At 68.1% G+C, this 15294-nt stretch carries 15 protein-coding genes; 2 read left to right on the top strand and 13 right to left on the bottom strand.

What is annotated here, in order from left to right; all coding sequences use genetic code 11:
* Position 1 precedes the first annotated feature (1 nt).
* The 4 genes from minD to ACEOAB_RS29835 form a co-directional block, all read right to left on the bottom strand.
* On the bottom strand, positions 2-817 hold the full coding sequence (gene minD / locus ACEOAB_RS29820) for a septum site-determining protein MinD (RefSeq protein ID WP_056600357.1): 816 nt from the start codon (positions 815-817) through the stop codon (positions 2-4).
* A gap of 64 nt (positions 818-881) precedes the next feature.
* On the bottom strand, positions 882-1640 hold the full coding sequence (minC, locus tag ACEOAB_RS29825) for a septum site-determining protein MinC (protein WP_007836826.1): 759 nt from the start codon (positions 1638-1640) through the stop codon (positions 882-884).
* Positions 1641-1770: 130 nt separating this feature from the next.
* Entirely contained in the window at positions 1771-3054 is a 1284-nt protein-coding gene (locus tag ACEOAB_RS29830; protein WP_413751101.1) for a solute carrier family 23 protein, read from the bottom strand.
* A gap of 91 nt (positions 3055-3145) precedes the next feature.
* On the bottom strand, positions 3146-3568 hold the full coding sequence (locus ACEOAB_RS29835) for a hotdog fold thioesterase (RefSeq protein WP_056600136.1): 423 nt from the start codon (positions 3566-3568) through the stop codon (positions 3146-3148).
* Positions 3569-3658: 90 nt separating this feature from the next.
* Here ACEOAB_RS29835 and ACEOAB_RS29840 point away from each other — a divergent pair, with 90 nt between their 5' ends.
* Positions 3659-4981 (top strand): AsmA family protein, encoded by a 1323-nt coding sequence (locus ACEOAB_RS29840; RefSeq protein ID WP_413751102.1) that lies wholly within the window; start codon positions 3659-3661, stop codon positions 4979-4981.
* A 10-nt stretch (positions 4982-4991) separates the two neighbouring features.
* Here the strand turns inward: ACEOAB_RS29840 and ACEOAB_RS29845 are convergent, their stop codons facing one another.
* From ACEOAB_RS29845 to ACEOAB_RS29865, 5 genes are all read right to left on the bottom strand, one after another.
* A complete protein-coding gene (locus ACEOAB_RS29845; protein ID WP_495653323.1) occupies positions 4992-5774 on the bottom strand; it encodes a crotonase/enoyl-CoA hydratase family protein in 783 nt (260 codons plus the stop codon).
* Positions 5775-5799: 25 nt separating this feature from the next.
* Positions 5800-7602 carry a feruloyl-CoA synthase gene (locus ACEOAB_RS29850; protein WP_495653324.1) on the bottom strand — a complete coding sequence of 601 codons (1803 nt, stop codon included), beginning with the start codon at positions 7600-7602 and terminating at the stop codon, positions 5800-5802.
* A 325-nt stretch (positions 7603-7927) separates the two neighbouring features.
* The gene (locus tag ACEOAB_RS29855) at positions 7928-8881 is read right to left on the bottom strand and encodes a 3-hydroxyacyl-CoA dehydrogenase NAD-binding domain-containing protein (RefSeq protein ID WP_413750854.1); all 954 of its coding nucleotides are present in this window, start codon (positions 8879-8881) and stop codon (positions 7928-7930) included.
* A complete protein-coding gene (locus ACEOAB_RS29860; RefSeq protein WP_413750855.1) occupies positions 8878-10086 on the bottom strand; it encodes an ABC transporter substrate-binding protein in 1209 nt (402 codons plus the stop codon). The genes ACEOAB_RS29855 and ACEOAB_RS29860 overlap by 4 nt, the downstream gene beginning before the upstream one ends.
* Before the next feature lie 34 nt (positions 10087-10120).
* Positions 10121-11041: a beta-keto acid cleavage family enzyme gene (locus tag ACEOAB_RS29865; RefSeq protein WP_413750856.1), complete on the bottom strand. Its 921-nt coding sequence runs from the start codon at positions 11039-11041 to the stop codon at positions 10121-10123.
* Positions 11042-11170: 129 nt separating this feature from the next.
* Here ACEOAB_RS29865 and ACEOAB_RS29870 point away from each other — a divergent pair, with 129 nt between their 5' ends.
* On the top strand, positions 11171-11878 hold the full coding sequence (locus ACEOAB_RS29870; protein WP_495653325.1) for a Crp/Fnr family transcriptional regulator: 708 nt from the start codon (positions 11171-11173) through the stop codon (positions 11876-11878).
* 17 nt (positions 11879-11895) lie between these two features.
* Here the strand turns inward: ACEOAB_RS29870 and ACEOAB_RS29875 are convergent, their stop codons facing one another.
* From ACEOAB_RS29875 to ACEOAB_RS29890, 4 genes are all read right to left on the bottom strand, one after another.
* Positions 11896-12597 (bottom strand): ABC transporter ATP-binding protein, encoded by a 702-nt coding sequence (locus ACEOAB_RS29875; RefSeq protein WP_007836838.1) that lies wholly within the window; start codon positions 12595-12597, stop codon positions 11896-11898.
* Entirely contained in the window at positions 12597-13346 is a 750-nt protein-coding gene (locus ACEOAB_RS29880) for an ABC transporter ATP-binding protein (protein WP_056600153.1), read from the bottom strand. The genes ACEOAB_RS29875 and ACEOAB_RS29880 overlap by 1 nt, the downstream gene beginning before the upstream one ends.
* 124 nt (positions 13347-13470) lie before the next feature.
* Entirely contained in the window at positions 13471-14421 is a 951-nt protein-coding gene (locus ACEOAB_RS29885) for a branched-chain amino acid ABC transporter permease (protein WP_413751047.1), read from the bottom strand.
* On the bottom strand, positions 14418-15290 hold the full coding sequence (locus tag ACEOAB_RS29890; RefSeq protein WP_056600159.1) for a branched-chain amino acid ABC transporter permease: 873 nt from the start codon (positions 15288-15290) through the stop codon (positions 14418-14420). The genes ACEOAB_RS29885 and ACEOAB_RS29890 overlap by 4 nt, the downstream gene beginning before the upstream one ends.
* Between the last annotated feature and the right edge of the window lie 4 nt (positions 15291-15294).

The raw sequence follows: 15294 nt of genomic DNA on the forward strand, positions 1-15294 counted from the left end.
CCTACTTGCCTCCGAAGATCCGCTTGAAGAAGCTGGGCTTCTCGGCGTCGACGAAGCGCATCGGCTTGTCCTCTCCGAGGAAGCGCGCCACCACGTCGCTGTAGGCCTGCGCCACGTCGGTTTCCTTGTCGTGGATCGCGGGCACGCCCTGGTTCGAGGCATGCAGCACGCTTTCCGACTCGGGGATCACGCCGATGAGCTTGATGCGCAGGATGTCCTGGATGTCTTCCAGGGAGAGCATCTGTCCGCCCGCCACCCGGTTCGGGTTGTAGCGGGTGATCAGCAGGTGCTCCTTGATCGGGTCGCCGCCTTCCTTGGCGCGCTTGGTCTTGCTGCTGAGCATGCCCAGGATGCGGTCCGAGTCGCGCACCGAGGAGACTTCGGGGTTGGTGACGATCAGCGCTTCGTCGGCGAAGTGCATGGCCATCATGGCGCCGGTCTCGATGCCCGCGGGCGAGTCGCAGACGATGTAGTCGAACTCCATCGCGGCGAGGTCGGTCAGCACCTTCTCGACGCCGTCCTGCGTGAGCGCTTCCTTGTCGCGCGTCTGCGAGGCGGCCAGCACGAACAGGTTGTCGCACTGCTTGTCCTTGATGAGCGCTTGGCTCAGGTTGGCTTCGCCCTGGATGACGTTGATCAGGTCATACACCACGCGGCGTTCGCAGCCCATGATCAGGTCGAGGTTGCGCAGGCCCACGTCGAAGTCGATCACCGCCGTTTTCTTGCCCGCGAGCGCGAGGCCCGACGCGAAGCTGGCGCTCGTCGTCGTCTTGCCGACGCCGCCCTTGCCCGAAGTCACCACCACAATTTTGGCCATGGCCATTCCTTCTTGTTTCGATTCAGTTGTTGGTTGTCAGGATCGCCGCGGTCCGTGAGGGGGCTCAGGGAATCGGGTCGATCGCTATTTTTTTGCCGTCCAGGCGCACCTGGGCCGATTTTCCCAGCACCGTGTCGGGCAGCGCGACTTCGTTGGTCCGGTAGATGCCGGCGATGGCCACCAGCTGCGCTTCCATGCAGGTCGAGAAGATCCGCGCCTCGGTGTTGCCGCGCGCGCCGGCTATGGCCTTGCCTCGCAGCGGTGCGTACACATGCACGTTGCCGTCGGCGATGACTTCGGCGCCGAAGCTCACCACCGCGGTCACCACCACGTCGCCGCCACGGGCGTAGACCTGCTGGCCCGAACGCAGCGGCTTGTCGATCAGCAGCGTGCCGTTGGCCGGCACCGGCACTTCGCGCACGATCTGCGGGGCTTCCGATGCGGGCGCCTCGGCCGGCGGCGCCGGCGCTCGGGGCGCGGGAGCCGCGGGCATGGCCGCCACCGAGAGGCCCGCAGCGCGCGCCGCGGCGTTCTGCCCGGCGTTGCCGCCGCGCACTGCGATGGGTTGGGTCTGGTGGCGCGCCAGCAGGCCGCGCAGGGCGGCGAAGTCGAGTTCGCCCTCGCCTTGCTCTTCCTGCAGCAGCGAGAGATCGATCACCACCGGCTCCTGCTCGAAGAAGTCGGGCGAATCGGCCAGCTGGGCGTCGAGCGCCTCGGCCAGCACGTCCAGGTCGGACGTCTTGAGGATCACTGCGATCAGCGGCAGCGTGGCGCTCTTGAATTCGAAAACCGCCTTGGTGCGCGCGGCGGAGACATCGGCCATTGGGAAAACGTCGGTGCGAAAAGCGTTGGAGTCTAACGGGCGCGGGCCAAACCCCAATGAACAGGCCCTGCTTCAGGCCCCCGGGAGAACACTTCTTTCACGAGGTTGCACTTTTCCGGGGGGCTTTTCGTCAGCTCTTCGAACGCCCCAGCAGCGCGTAAAGAAGGATCGCGCCGAAGGTCGCGGTGCCGATGCCACCGAGGGCGAAGTCGCCGAACTTCAGCGTGAAGTCGCCGGTGCCGATGATCAGCGTGATGGCCGCGACGATCAGGTTCCTGTTCTGCGAGAAGTCGACCTTGTTGTCGACCCAGATCTTGGCGCCCGCGATCGCGATCAGGCCGAACACCACGATGCTCACGCCGCCCATCACCGGCAGCGGAATCGCCTGGATCAGTGCGCCGAACTTCGGGCTGAAGCCCAGCACCAGCGCAATGAGCGCCGCCACCACGAACACCGCCGTGGAGTAAATGCGCGTGGCCGCCATCACGCCGATGTTCTCGGCGTAGGTCGTCACGCCCGTGCCGCCGGCCGCGCCGCTCACCACCGTGGCGATGCCGTCGCCGATGAAGGCGCGGCCGATGTAGGGGTCGAGGTTGCGGCCCGTCATGGCCGTCACCGCCTTCAGGTGGCCGAGGTTCTCCGCCACCAGGATGATCGCCACGGGCGCGATCAGCAGCATCGCGTTGGCCGTGAACACCGGCGCCGTGAAGGTCGGTAGGCCGAACCAGGCCGCATTGGCGATGCCGCTCAGGTCGACCGGCTTGCCCATGCCCAGGACATTGGTCAGCACCGCGTAGACGATGGTGGCCAGGACCAGCCCGACCAGGATCAGCAGGCGCTGCAGCATGCCGCGCGTGAACACCGCCACCAGCCCCACGCAGAGGAAGGTCACGGCCTGCATCCACGAGTCGAAGTTGCTGGCCGCCATGTTCTTGATCGGCACGCTCGCGAGGTTGAGCCCGATCACCGCCACCACGGCGCCCGTGACCACCGGCGGCATGACGCGCTCGATCCAGCCGGTGCCGATGGCCTGCACCAGCGCCCCGATCAGGATGTACACCACCCCGCAGGCCACGATGCCGCCCAGCGCCACCGCGATGTTGGCGTTGGGCCCCTTGCCCGCATAGCCGCTGGCCGCGATCACCACGCCGATGAAGGCGAAGCTCGAGCCCAGGTAGCTGGGCACCTTGCCGCCGGTGACGAAGTAGAAGATCAGCGTGCCGATGCCGCTCATCAGGATCGCGATGTTGGGGTTGAAGCCCATCAGGATCGGCGCCAGCACCGTGGCGCCGAACATCGCGATCACGTGCTGCACGCCCATGGCGCCGGTCTGCAGCCAGGGCAGGCGCTCGTCGGGCGCGATGACCGCGCCGTTGGCCAGCGCGGACGCGGGCCTTTCAGTCCACTTGAACATTGCTTTCATCTCCTCTTGTTGGTGGGGCGTGATTGTGGTCGATGAACCCCGGCCTGAACACCGCCGCAAGAGAAGAAGGAAAGAGCGGCGCTCAGCGCGCCTGCAGCACGGCCATGGTGATGCGCGACACGCAGGTCAGCTCGCCCGCCTCGTTCGTCAGGTCGATCTGCCAGACCTGCGTGCTGCGGCCGCGGTGCACCGGTCGCGCCGTGCCGATGACCCAGCCGCTGGTGACGGAGCGGATGTGGTTGGCGTTGATGTCCAGGCCCACGGCGCGGTCGCCCTCGGGCGCCGAGTAGTGGGCGCCGCAGGAGCCCAGCGTCTCGGCCAGCACCACCGACACGCCGCCGTGCAGGATGCCGTAGGGCTGGCGGGTGCGCTCGTCCACCGGGCAGCGGGCGCGGATGAAGTCGTCGCCCACCTCCAGGAATTCCATGCCCAGCGCAGAGACGGCGGTGCCGACGTGGTTGCGGGTCAGCTCCTCGACGGAGACTTCTTTTTTCCAGATACGCATTCGGTACTTCCTTCTTGCCTGTAAAGGGACTCAAAACTATAGCGATGGCGACTGACAAACCGAGTCGCCTTTGCGTGCTAACTTGAACCGATGAAGCACCCTGCCCGCCGCTGGCTCCTCGGCATCGCCGCAACGCTGCTGCTGGGCGTGGGGGCGCTGGTGTGGGTGGTGAGCGTGCGCCTGCCCACCGACGAAGAGGTGGCTGCGAAGATCGCCGAAGGCTTCGAGAAGCGCTTCGGCGTTGCCCTGAAGATCGGAGGCGCCCACTGGTCGCTGCTGCCGGTGCCCGTGCTGGCGCTGTCCGAGATCGCCACCGACCAGCCGCGCCCCATCACCCTGCGCCGCCTGACCCTGCGGCTGAAGCTCGCGCCGCTGCTGCAGCGCATCGTTGCCGTGGACGATCTCGAGATCGAAAGCCTGGTGCTGCCGCGCGCCTCGGTGCGGGCGTTCCGGGGCAGGGGCCCCAAGCCGCAGGAGGACGGCGGCAACCTGGTGGCGCTGCCCGCGCCATGGACGCTGGCCCCTGTGCCGCTGGAGCAGCTGCGCTGGCGCGACGTGGTCTGGATCGACCGGCGCGATATTGCGCTGGCCTACGACGGCGACATCCGCTTCGACCCCGGCTGGCGACCGCGCCAGGCCCGGCTCGAGCGGGCCGGCGCCACGACGCTCACGCGTCTTCGGCTGGACCGCCTGGACGGGCAGGACCGCTGGCGCACCCGCATCGACGTGGGCGGCGGCACGTGGAACGGCGTCGCCCGCCTCGAAACGCCGCCCGGCGGCAAATTGCGGGTGTCGGCCGAGCTGGAGCCGCGCCAGGTCGACATCGAAAGCCTGGTGCACGCCTTCGGCCGCCGCACCTCGGTGGCGGGCAAGGTCTCGGGACACACCACGCTCAGGGCCGAGGCCGGCGACGCCGAGGAACTGGGTGCGCTGATCCGCGGCCTGCACACCCGCACCACCTTCTCGGTGCAGCCCGCCACGCTCACGCGGCTGGACGTGGCCAAGGCCGTCACCACCGTCGGCATCAGCCGCGGGGGCACCACCGCGCTGGACGAGCTCACCGGCACGCTCGACACCCAGGGCACCGAAGACGGCGTGGTGATGCAGTACAGCAACCTCAAGGCCCGCTCCGGGGTGCTCACTGCGAGCGGCAACCTGAAGCTCTTCAACCGCAGGCTCGACGGCGAGATCGCGGTGGACCTCGTCGACGGCGTGGTCGGCGTGCCGCTCAAGGTGAGTGGCACCATGAGCGACCCCGAGCTGTCGCTGACCGGCGCCGCGCTCACCGGCGCGGCCATCGGCAGCGCGGTGCTGCCGGGCGTGGGCACGGCGATCGGAGCCCGGCTGGGGCAGCAGGTGGAGAAGCTGTTCGGCGGGAGCGAGCCGAAGAAGAAGGCCGCGCCCAGGCGCTGAAGCCAGGCGCTCAGTGCCCGAATTCGCCATGGCGGCCGGCGCCTCCTGCGAAGCGCGCGGCGCCGGCTTCGCCCTCGGCGAAGACCATCGGCACGCCCAGCGCGCCTTCGCGGCGCAGCGCTCCGGCCAGCGGCAGGTCCCATTGTTCGTAGGCGCTGCGGCGGTCGGCCAGCATGCATTGCTGCGGTAACGCAGCGAGCTGGCGGGCCAGTTCCTGCGCGGCGGCCAGCGCGCCGCGCGGTGGCGTGACGCGGTTGACGAGGCCCATCGCCAGCGCCTCGGCCGCGCCCACCGCACGGCCCGAAAGAATCATGTCGAGTGCGCGGCCCATGCCCACGATGCGCGGCAGCCGCACCGTGCCGCCGTCGATCAGCGGCACGCCCCAGCGGCGGCAGAACACCCCGAACACCGCGTCCTCGTCGGCCACGCGCAGGTCGGCCAGCAGCGCGAGTTCGAGGCCGCCCGCCACCGCGTGGCCGTTCACCGCCGCGATCAGCGGCTTCGACAGCGCCATGCGCGTCGGCCCCATCGGGCCGCTGCCGCCGCCTTGGGGATCGAGCTCGTTGCGGCGGGCCGGATCGCCCACGGCTGAGAGATCGGCGCCCGCGCAAAAATTGCCGCCCGCGCCGGTCAGCACCGCGACGCGCAGCGCGTCGTCGGCCTCGAAACGCTCGAAGGCTTCGCGCAGCTCGGCGGCCATGCGGCCGTCGACGGCGTTGCGCTTGTTCGCGCGGTTCAGCGTGATCGTGCACACCGTGTCTTCGATGTCGTATGTGACGTGCTGCATGGCCATGTCTCCAAGGGTCGGGATTCGGGGTTCAGCCCGGGCGCACCACCTGCGCGTCGCCGGACGCATGCAGCCGCGCCACGTCGGCCGCGCGGCGCACCAGCACGGCGCGCTGGTTGATGTAGCCCTTGTCGGTGATCTCGCCCGCGTCGAGGCTCGGGGGCTCGGCCAGCACCAATGCGCAGGCCGGGCATTGCGAGGAGCCCGCGCCTTCGTCGCGCAGCGCGCGCAGCACGCCGGCGATGCGTTCGCGCAGGGCCTCGGGCGCGAGCGCAGCGCCTTGCGGGCTGGGAAACACCAGCATGCCGATCTCGTCGCTGTCGTGGCCGGTGAGCACCACGTCCTGCACATGCGGCGCGAGCAGCGACACCAGCTTCACGCGCAGCGTGCCCACCGACACCCAGGTGCCGGTCGAGAGCTTGAAGTCTTCCGCCACGCGGCCGTTGAAGATCACGCCCTGCGCGGGTTCGGTCGGGTTCGCGAGGAAGCCGGCGTCGCCGATGCGGTAGTAGCCTTCTTCGTCGAAGGCCTGCGCCGTCTCGCGCGGTGCATCGCGATAGCCCGGAAACACCGAGACGCCCTTGACGCGCATCTCCAGCTTCTCGCCGTTGGGCACGAACTTCAGCTCCAGCCCCGGCAGCGGCGCGCCGATGCAGCCGGCGCCGTCGAGCTTCCAGTGCGCGGAGGTGATGGCGGGCGAGGTCTCGGTCGCGCCCCACGAGGTGGTGAGCCACAGCGGCCGCGTGGGGCGTACGCGCGCGGCCACCGCTTCGAGCCGCTGCCACGTGGAAGGCGCGAGCGCCGCCGCCGCGTAGAAGGCGAGCCGCAGTCGCGAGAACACCTCGGCGGCCAGCGCGTCGTCGGCTTCGAGAAAGGGCAGCAGCATGTCGAAGCCGCGCGGCACGTTGAACAGCAGCGTGGGCTTCACCTCGCGCAGGTTGCGCACCGTCTTCTCGATCAGGCCCGGCGCGGGCCGGCCCTCGTCGATGTAGAGCGCGCCGCCGTGGCATAGCACCATGTTCAGGTTGTGGTTCGCGCCGAAGGTGTGGCTCCAGGGCAGCCAGTCGACGAGCACCGGTGCTTCCCGCGCGAGGAAGCGCCAGGTCTGCGCCATCATCTGCTGGTTGGCGCACAGCATGCGGTGCGTGTTGATGACCACCTTGGGCTTGCCGGTGGAGCCGGAGGTCAGCAGGTACTTGGCGTGCGTGTCGGGCAGTACGTCGGCGAAGGCCTGCATGACGGCGGGCGTTTCCTTCACCGCGAGCAGTTGCCCGAATTCCATCGCACCGGGATGCGCACCGGCATTGCGGCTGAACACCGTGACCGCCTCCACGCCGCAGCCGGCGAGCGAGCCGCCGTACACCTTGGCGTCGGAGGCGTAGATCAGCCCCGGCTTCAGCGCCTGCAGCATGCCGTGCAGCCGCGACGGGTCTTTCGCCATGCGCGAGTAGGCGCTCGACAGCGAGCACGCGGTGCGGCCGATGTGCATGGCCGCGAGCATCAGCACCGCGTGGTCGATGGCGTTGTCCGACAGGATCACGACCGGCTGGCCCGGCGGCAAGTTCATGTCGAGCAGCGCCTGAGCGACGGCGCCCACGGCGTGACGCAGCGCGCGGTAGTCGAGCTTGCGCCAGCCTTCGCCTGTTTCGTCGCGCTCGGCGAAGGCCAGTGCGTCGGGTGTCTCATGCGCCCAGCGCTCGATCCATTCGCCGATGCAGCGTGCATAGGGCTTCAGCGCCATTGGCGAACGCAGCGCGAAGGAGCCGTCGTCGAAGTCGATGCGTACGGTGCGGGGCGGGGCGATCAGGCTTTCGTCCTGGAGGAAGTCGGTCATTTCAGTGTTCCATGGTGCGCTGTGCGTGTTTTGTTCGGGGTGCGTGCGAATGACACCGGGTACTCCCCTCCGCGAATGTCCCCCGCCTTCGGCTCCTCCTTTATTTCGCTGCGGGGAGCACCCGGTGCCATTCGCACATGGGCGCGGCCGTGGTGCCGGTCGCATAAGCCCCGCGTCCATCGCTCACGTCGATGGGGTGCCTTGCGCAGCGAAATAAAGGAGGAGGCCGCAGGCCGGGGGACATTCGCGGAGCAAGGTACCCCGTCGGCGTGAGCGCACCCCGAACCCACCGCGCAACGAGACGATTCGAAAGGCAGGATTTCATCTAGTCGAGCTTGCCGCTGTCAGCCTTGGCGCGAATCAGGTCTAACAGCAGGGTGTCGCGGGCGGCTTCGAGGTCGGTCGTGCGTCGAGCGCCCAACTCCTCGGACACGCCTTGCACCACCTTCTGCCTGAGCTCGGCCGTCATCGACGGCGCACCCAAGTCCTTCCACCAGTCCTCGATCGGCCCGCCCAAATGCGCGAGCAGGTGCTCGATGCCGCCCGCGCCGCCCGACAGATGCAGGTTCATGAACGGACCCATCACCGCCCAGCGCAAGCCGGGGCCGTGGGCGATGGCTGTGTCGATGTCGGCCACGCTCGCCACGCCTTCGTTGACCAGGTGGAAAGCCTCGCGCCACAGCGCCGCCTGGAGCCGGTTCGCGATGTGGCCTTTCACCTCGCGCTTCACGTGGATCGGCCGCTTGCCGATGGCCGCGTAGAACGCCATCGTGCGTTCGATGACCTCGGCCGAAGTCTGCTCGCCACCGATCACCTCGACCAGCGGAATCAGGTGCGGCGGGTTGAACGGATGCCCCAGCACCACGCGCTGCGGATGCGCGCAGCCCGACTGCACGCCGCTGATCGCCAGGCCCGACGAGCTTGACGCAAGGATGGTGTCCGGCGGCGCGGCCGCGTCCATGCGGCGGAACAGGTCGATCTTGAAGTCCATGCGCTCGGGGCCGTTCTCCTGCACGAAGTCGGCCACGGACACCGCGTCTTCCAGGCTGTCGTGGAAACGCAGGCGATCGATCGAAGCGCCTTCGGACAAACCAAAGCGCTGCAGCGTCGGCCAATGCTGCGCCACCGCTTCGCGCAGCCGTTCTTCCGCGCCGGGCGAAGGATCGGTCGCGTTCACGTCGAGCCCGTGCGCCAGGAAGTACGCGGCCCAGCTCGCACCGATCACGCCGGTGCCGACCACCGCCACGCGCTTCACGTCCGGGAAAGAAGATGTGCTCATGCCGATTTCCACCGCGCGCAGCGGCTCTCCGCCTTCGTCGTCCATGCGGCCTCGCCGCGGATCGGCTCGACCACCTTGTAGTAGTCCCACGGCTCCTTCGACTCGGCCGGGGCCTTCACCTGCATCAGGTGCATGTCGTGCACCATCAGCCCATCTTCGCGCAGCCAGCCGCCCTTGACGAACATGTCGTTGAACTTCGTCTTGCGCAATTGCGCCATCACCTTGTCGGCATCGTCGCTGCCCGCTGCCTTCACCGCCTGCAGGTACTGCAGCGCGGCCGAATAGTCGCCGGCATGGAAGGAGGAGGGCATGCGCCTGTGCTTGTCGAAGAAGCGCCGCGCCCATTCGCGCGACTCGGGGCTCTGGTTCCAGTACCAGCTGTCGGTGAGGTACATGCCCTGCGAGCTCTTCAGGCCCAGCGCATGCACGTCGTTGATGGTGATGATCATGCCGGCGAGCTTCATGTTCTTGCCCAGGCCGAACTCGGCCGCCGACTTGATCGCGTTGACCGTGTCGCCGCCCGCGTTGGCGAGTGCCAGCACCTGGGCCTTCGAGTTCTGCGCCTGCAGCATGAACGACGAGAAATCGCTCGCGCCCAGCGGATGCTTGACCGAGCCGGCCACCGTGCCGCCCACGGCCTGCACGGTCTTCGTGGCGTCGTTCTGCAGCGCCGCGCCGAAGGCGTAGTCGGCCGCCACGAAGTACCAGCTCCTGCCGCCGGCCTTGACCACCGCGCTTGCGGTGCCGCGCGCCATGGCCACCGTGTCGTAGGCGTAGTGCACCGTGTAGGGCGAGCAGTACTCGTTGGTGAGGCTCGACGCGCCCGAGCCCACCACGAAGTACGGCTTCTTCTTGTCGGCCGCCACGCCTGCCATGGCAATGGCTGCGCCCGAGTTGACGCCGCCGATCAGCATGTCGACCTTCTGCACGTCGAACCATTCGCGCGCCTTGGCGGCGGCGATGTCGGGCTTGTTCTGGTGGTCGGCCGTGACCAGTTCGATCTTCCTGCCGCCGATGGCGCCGCCCATGTCGGCGATGGCCATGCGGATCGCCTCGGCGCCGGCCGGACCGTCGTAGTCGCGGTAGATGCCGGACATGTCGCTGATGAAGCCGATGCGGATGGTGTCGTCGGACACCTGGGCGAAGGCGCTCGATGCAAAAAGGGCGCCGAGCGCGAGGACCGGTGCGGTGCGGGGAATGTTCATGTGCCGTGTCTCCGTTCGTTGTTCTCGACTGTCTTCACCCGAGTGCGAATTCGGGTCGCGGACCGCCCGTGCGCGGCAGGCCCATGATCTGCCTTGCCTCGGCCGGCGTGGCCACTTCCATGTCGAGCTCGCGGATCACCCGCACGATGCGCTCGGTGAGCTGCACGTTGGTGGCCAGCTCGCCCTGGCGGAAGTAGAGGTTGTCTTCCAGCCCCACGCGCGCATGGCCGCCCAGCAGCAGCGCCGCGACGTTGGCCTCGAGCTGCGACATGCCGATGCCGCTCACGCCGAAGATGCTGCCCTTGGGCAGCGTGTCGACCATCATCTGCAGGTTGCGCGGCGAGTAGGGCATCGCGTTCTGGAAGTTGCGGTGCACGTTCATCACGAGGTTGATGAAGTAGGGCTCGTCGTCGTCGCCTTCCTCGATCAGCGTGGTCGTGTCCTGCAGGATGTGCGTGGGGCTGAACACCTCCCACTCGGGCTTGATGCCGCGCGCCTTCATGCCGGCGGCCAGTTCGCGCCCGCGCGTGATCGGCGTGTCCATCAGGATCTGCTTGCCTTCGAAGCTCAGGTTGAGCGTGGTGGCGTCGAGCGTGCACATCTCGGCGCCGGCGTCCATGCCCTTGATGCGTTCTTCCCAGGCGATCTCCCAGCGATCGCCGGCCAGCGGTTTCACCATGTCGCCGTGCACGCCGCCGCCGGTGGAGTTGTTCAGCACGATGTCGCTGCCGAGCGCACGGATGCGGCTGTTGATGTCGCGGTACACCTCGGCGTTGCAGGTGGCGCCGTCGTCGGGGCGGCGCGCGTGGATGGCCACCACGCTCGCGCCGGCGTTCCAGCAGCGCAGCACGTCGGCGGCGATCTCGGCGGGCTGCGTGGGCAGGTGGGGGTTCTGCGACTTGTGCGCCATGCCGCCGGTGGGGGCGATGGTCACGATCACTTTGCGCTTCGACATGCTCGGTGGCTCCTGGTGTCTTTCATGGGGGGGCGCGCTATTATTTTTGGCTGCGCGGGCACACTCAGTCATCGCGACGACATTTGGGCTCAGGGTTTACGCACCCGCGCCTTCAGGAGCTTTCATTCCATGCCCACGACGAAGCCGGCCCCCCAGGCGGCATCGCTGACGATTCCGCAATTGCTGCAAGGCTCGGCCTGGTTCCCGCTGCTCGATGTGGCGGCGGGCGAGCGCGTGCTCGACGAGATGCGCGAGGTCGAGGTGGCCGCCGGCGCTGCGCTGTGCCGGCGCGGCGACACGCCGGTGCACTGGTACGGCACGCTCGAAGGGCTGCTCAAGTGGTCGATCACCTCGAGAGATGGGCGCTCGGTGACCTTCGGCGGCCTGTCGGTGGGCAGCTGGTTCGGCGAGGGCACGCTGCTGCGCGCGCTGCCACGCTCGGCCGACATCATCGCGCTGCGGCCGAGCCGGGTGGCGCAGCTGCCGCTGGAAACCTTCGAGTGGCTGCACCGCACGCAGCGCGGCTTCGATCACTTCCTGCTGCAGCAGATCAACGAGCGGCTGCACTGGTTCATGGGCAACTATGCGGCGCACCGGCTGCTCGACACCGACAGCCAGGTGGCGCGCGCGCTGGCGGGGCTGTTCCACCCGTGGCTGCATCCGGGGAGCGAACCGCACCTGCAGACTTCGCAGGAGGAGATTGCGAATCTCTCGGGCGTGTCGCGTCAGCGGTGCAATGCGGCGTTGAACCGGTTGAAGGAAGCGGGGTTCCTGCGGATCGAGTACGGCGGGATCACCGTGATCGATCTCGAAGGGCTGCGGCGGTTCATCGAGTAGCGCCGGCCCCTGCGCCGTCACACGCCCAGCAATTCCTCCAGCGCCTGCGGCTCGGCGAGCAGATCGGCCGAGGCCCCATGCCGCACGATCTGCCCCTTCTCCATCACCACCGCGAGGTCGGTGTGCGCCAGCACCTTGCGATAGTCGCGGTCGACGATCAGCGTCGCGATGCCGGTCGCGCGGATCTCGCCGATCACGCGCCAGATCTCGGCCACGATCAGCGGCGCCAAGCCTTCGGTGGCCTCGTCGAGGATCAGCAGGCGCGGGTTGGTCATCAGCGCGCGGCCGATCGACAGCATCTGCTGCTCGCCGCCCGACAGCTGCTGGCCGCCGTGCGACAGCCGCTCCGACAGGCGCGGAAAGGTGGCCATCACGCGGTCGAAGGTCCAGTTGCGCCGGCCGTCGATGCCGGCGCGCTCGCTCATCACGAGGTTCTCGCGCACCGACAGGTTGGGGAAGATGCCACGCCCTTCGGGCACGTAGCCGATGCCCAGGCGCGCCATCTTCTCGGGCGGCAGGCCGGTGACGGTGCGGCCGTCGACCTGCACTTCGCCCGAGGCGGGGCGCACGTAGCCCATCATCGTGCGGATCAGCGTGGTCTTGCCCATGCCGTTGCGCCCGAGCAGGCCCACCGAAGTGGCCGTGGGAATGCCGGCGTGCACGCCTCGCAGGATGTGGCTGTTGCCGTAGTAGGTGTTGAGGTCGCGAACGATCAGCATCAGTGTTGTTCCTCGCCCAGATAGGCGGTGCGCACTTCGGGGTTCTCGCGGATCTCCCTGGGGTTGCCCGTGGCGATGACGGTGCCGTTCACCATTACCGTGATGCGGTCGGCAATGCGGAACACCGCGTCCATGTCGTGCTCCACCAGCAGGATCGCGTGCGTGGCCTTCAGCCGGGCGAGCAGCGTGAGCATGCGGTCGGTTTCTTCGGCGCCCATGCCGGCGAGCGGCTCGTCGAGCAGCAGCACGCGCGGGTTCGTGGCCAGGCACATCGCCACTTCGAGCTGGCGCTGCGCGCCGTGGCTCATGGTGCCGGCGATGCGGTGCGCTTCGTGGGCGAGGCCGGCGGCTTCGAGCGCGGCGTCGGCCGTGGCGTTGCTGGTGGCGCAATCCTGCGACGGCTGCCAGAAGGCCCAGGGCCTGGGCGTGGCGGCCTGCGCGGCGAGCCGGCAGTTCTCGTGCACGCTGAACTCCGGGAAGATGGTCGTGCGCTGGTAGCTGCGGCCCACGCCGTCGCGCGCGCGCTTCGACTGGGCGCGGCCGGTGATGTCCACGCCGTCGAGCGCGATGCGGCCTTCGGAGGCTTCGAGCTCTCCGGAAAGCATGTTGATCAGCGTCGACTTGCCGGCGCCGTTGGTGCCGATCACCGCGTGGACCTCGCCGACGTGCAGGTCGAGCGTGACGGCATTGACGGCGGTGAGGCCGCCGAAGCGGCGGGTGAGCTTTTCGACGGAGAGCAGTGCGTTCATGGTGTTGCTCCTTCCCCCTCTGGGGGAAGGTTGGGATGGGGGCAGGCAGAGTGCGCGATGGAGGCGCCGCTTGCCCCCACCCCGGCCCTCCCCCAGCGGGGGAGGGAGGAAGTCAGGATGCGGGTCATGTGCTTCCTTTCGGCGACAGGCGTTGCACCAGGCCGATCAGCCCCTTGGGCAGCAGCGCCACGAACACGATGATCGTCAGGCCCAGCGTCAGCTGCCAGTGGTCCGCCATCGGGCCCATCACCGCCTGCGTCGAGAAGATCTCCTTCAGCAGCGTGAACGCGATCGCGCCGATCACCGCGCCGCGCAGGTGGCCGAGGCCGCCGAGGATCACCATCAACAGCACTTCGCCCGAGTTGTGCCATGCCATCAGTTCCGGGTTGACCACGCCGTCGCGCGAGGCCAGCAGGAAGCCGGCCAGCCCGGCCAATGCACCCGCCAGCACGAAGGCCGCGAGCTTGTAGGCATACACCGAGAAGCCCGCGGCGCGCATGCGCTGCTCGTTCACGCGGATGCCCGCCAGCGCCGCACCGAAGCGCGAGCGGCGGATGAGCGCCAGCAGCCCATAGGTGAACACCAGCGAGGCCAGCACCACGTAGAACAGCACCGTGCGGTTCTCCATGTCGAGCGCGCCGAGGGCGGGCCGCACGTACATGTAGATGCCGTCGCTGCCGCCGCCGACCTTGGTGTCGTGGAACACGAAGAAGGCCATTTGCGCGAAGGCCAGCGTCACCATGATGAAGTACACGCCGCGCGTGCGCAGGCTCAATGCACCGACGAACAGCGCATACAGCGCCGCCGCACCCATGGCCAGCGGCAGCAGCAGCGCGAAGTTGCCGCCTTCGCTGCCTGAAGCGAGCACCGTGACGTACGCACCGATGCCGTAGAACGCCGCATGGCCCAGGCTCACGAGCCCCGTCATGCCGACCAGCAGCTCCAGGCTCAGCGCGAAGATCGACAGGATCATGATCTTCACGACGAAGTCGGAAACATAGTTGCCCATGAACGGGCCCGCCACGCCGATGAGCACGGCGCACAGCACCGGCACGAGGAATGCGGTCTTCTTCATGGCCGTCTCCCCATCAGCCCTTCAGGCTTCCATATCAGCACGATGGCCATCAGCAGGTAAATGCCGATGCCGCTCAGGTCCGCGAAGAACACCTTGCCGAAGGTATCGACGAAGCCCACCAGCAGCGAGGCCACCAGCGCGCCCGTGATCGAGCCGATGCCGCCGATCACCACCAGCACGAAGCAGATGATGAGCACGCTCGCGCCCATGTTCGGATACACCGAGGACATCGGCGCCGCGATCATGCCGGCCAGCGCGGCGAGCGCCACGCCAGCCGCGAACACGATGCGGTACAGCCGCTTCACGTCGATGCCCAGGCCGCGCACCATGTCGCGGTTGCTCGCACCGGCGCGGATCATCATGCCCAGCCGCGTGCGGTTGACCACCCAGTACAGCGCCACGGCCAGCACGATGCAGGCGGCCGAGGCGAAGAGGCGATACCACGGGTAGCTCATGACGTTGCCCAGCGCGAAGCTGCCGTCGAGCCATGCCGGCACCTTCACGCCGTGCACGTCGTTGCCCACGAGGATGGAGCGCAGCTCCTCGAACACCAGGATGAGCCCGTAGGTCATCAGCACCTGCTGCAGGTGATCGCGCTGGTAGAGGTAGCTGAAGAAGGCCCACTCCAGCACGTAGCCGAAGATCGCGGCCAGCACCACGCCGGCCACCAGCATCAGCAGGAACTGGTCGCCGAACAGCGGCGCCAGCGAGAACGCCATGTACGCGCCGATCATGTAGAAGCTTCCGTGGGCGAGGTTGATGACGCCCATGATCCCGAAGATCAGCGTCAGCCCCGAGGCCACCAGGAAGAGCAGAAGTCCGTACTGAACAGAGTTCAGGCACTGGACCAAGAAGGTTCCGAAATCCACGTTA

The organism is Variovorax sp. Varisp53 (assembly GCF_059491555.1).